This window comes from Microbacterium sp. P2_F9 (assembly GCF_056403635.1).
In genome coordinates, this window is record NZ_JBFUFC010000345.1 from 1 (window position 1) to 2,049 (window position 2,049).

The following is a 2,049-nucleotide window of genomic DNA, read 5'->3' on the forward strand; positions in this document are numbered from 1 at the left end:
GCGATGCTCCGGATGATCCTCACGCTGCGGGCTCCCTCGTCTCGGCGAGCGCGTACGTGCTCGCACACAGMGCGTCGAACAGCGGGAGCAGCTGCGGCGCGGCCGATGCGACGGCGGCGCGCTGGGCGTCGACCGTCAACTCATCCCCGCGAGCGATCGGTCCGGTGAGCGCCGCACGTGGCCCGTGCGCCGCCCAGTTCTCGACGGTGCCGCGCACCAGCGGCGCCAGATATCGGCGCATATCGGATGCCGTGAACCCCGACGCTTCAGCCATGGTCTCGGCGGCAGCCTCGAGGGTCACGAGGAAGTTGGACGCGATCGATGCGGTCGCGTGGTACCCCGCGCGCTGCGCGTCGGCCAGTGGAAACGACTCGCCGCCGACGGCCGCGACGAGCTCCTCGGCGACGGCAAGCGCCTCGGGGGACGTCCCGGCGACGGCGCACCCGATCCCGTGGAACGCATCCGCGCCCTCGGCGCCGACGAACGCGCGCAGCGGGTGCAGTCCGAAATCGACCCCGGCCGGGGCGACCGGTGTCGCTCCGGACGTGTGCCCGACGAAATCCGCCTTGTTCCGCACCGCTCGAGCGGCCGCCGCGATCTCACGGTCGGGGACGCAGAGCAGCACCGCGGTCGCAGGTTCGATGGGCTCACCGCGCCCGATGGGCCCGGTCACGCGATACCCGGCCGATCGCAGTGCGAGTGCGGCGGCGCGGCCGACCCGTCCGGGGCCGACGATGCCGATGCTCGCGACGAGGCGATGCGGAAGAAGTGAAGAGGTGCTCATGGGATTCACGGCCGCAGACACTGCGGCGCCTCCGAGTATCCCTCATTTCCACACTCGGTCCGAAAAGCGAGACCACCTCGCCGCCCGTCGACCAGCCGTGCTCTGACCGTGCGCCCGCGCCTCAGGACCGCAGCCACTGCCGGAGGAACCGCGCCAGCGACTCCGACGCCGGCCCCGACGCGCGCGAGAGCCGCGGGTAGGTGACCCAGCCGTGCGGGGCGGAGGGGAAGCGCTCGACGGAGGTGGGCACGCGGTCATCGCGCAGCCGCTCGGCGTAGGCGATGCCCTGGTCGCGCAGCACGTCGTGATCGGCGATCTGCACCAGAGCCGGCGGCAGGCCGACGAGGGTGGTCGCGGACAGCGGAGCGGCGAGCGGATCGGCCGACCGTTCGGCGATGCCGGCGTCGCCGCCGAGGTAGTGCCGGAGAAACGCGACCATGTCGGCGCGGGAGAGCACCGGCTTCTGCGCGTTCTCGATCATCGCGACGTCGTCGAGGGTTGTCGAGGTGACCGGGTACACCAGGCCCTGAGCGAGGAGCCGCGGTGTGCTGGGCTCGGTGCGTGCGGCGTCGCGCAGGGCCAGGGCGACGACGGCCGAGAGGTTGCCGCCGGCGCTGTCGCCGAAGACGGCGAGCCGTGCATCGGTGCCGAGGTCATCGGGATGCGCAGCGACCCATCGCACCGCGGCGAGCGCGTCCTCCACGGCGGCGGGGTAAGGATGCTCCGGCGCCAGGCGGTAGTCGACGGCGACGACGACGACGCCGGCGAGAGCCGCGACACGGCTGGGCAGCCAGTCGCAGGCGTCGAGCCCGCCGAAGAGGGTCCAGCCGCCCCCGTGGAAGTAGACAGCGGCCGGCAGCGGCGCGGATGCGCGGCGCGGCCGATACACCCGCAGCCGCAGGGCGCCGCCCGGCCCGTCGATGCTGAGGTCGCGCGCGTCGACCTTCGGATGCCGCGCACCGAAGACCCAGCTCTGCACGAACCGGGGCAGGTGCCTCATGGTCTGGTTGTGAGCGATGTCCTGCGCGGTCATCGTGCTGATGTGCATCGAGCGCGAGTGCCGCATCACCCAGCCGAGCAGTCGCGTGCGGAGGGCGATGCGGGTGGTGCGGGTGGGGCGGGCGGCAAGCTCGCGGCTCATCGCGCATCCGTGAGGCGCGGTGAGACCGGCACCTCACCCAGCGCCCGCCCGACGGTGAATACGGCGAGCGCCACCTCCGAGCGGCGCAGCCGGAGACGCCGCCGGAGCCGGCCGTGCGCGTGCG

General features: G+C 73.1%; 2 protein-coding genes. Both read right to left on the bottom strand.

Annotated elements, in window-relative coordinates; translation table 11 throughout:
• Positions 1 to 19: 19 nt before the first annotated feature.
• Positions 20 to 784 (bottom strand): DUF2520 domain-containing protein, encoded by a 765-nt coding sequence (locus AC1DVT_RS19775; RefSeq protein WP_477391053.1) that lies wholly within the window; start codon positions 782 to 784, stop codon positions 20 to 22.
• Positions 785 to 905: 121 nt separating this feature from the next.
• The gene (locus AC1DVT_RS19780; RefSeq protein ID WP_477391055.1) at positions 906 to 1,925 is read right to left on the bottom strand and encodes an alpha/beta hydrolase; all 1,020 of its coding nucleotides are present in this window, start codon (positions 1,923 to 1,925) and stop codon (positions 906 to 908) included.
• Between the last annotated feature and the right edge of the window lie 124 nt (positions 1,926 to 2,049).

Coding starts and splice junctions, on each gene's coding strand:
- AC1DVT_RS19780 (WP_477391055.1), bottom strand. CDS start 1,925: ATGAGCCGCGAGCTTGCCGCCCGCCCCACCCGCACCACCCGCATCGCC.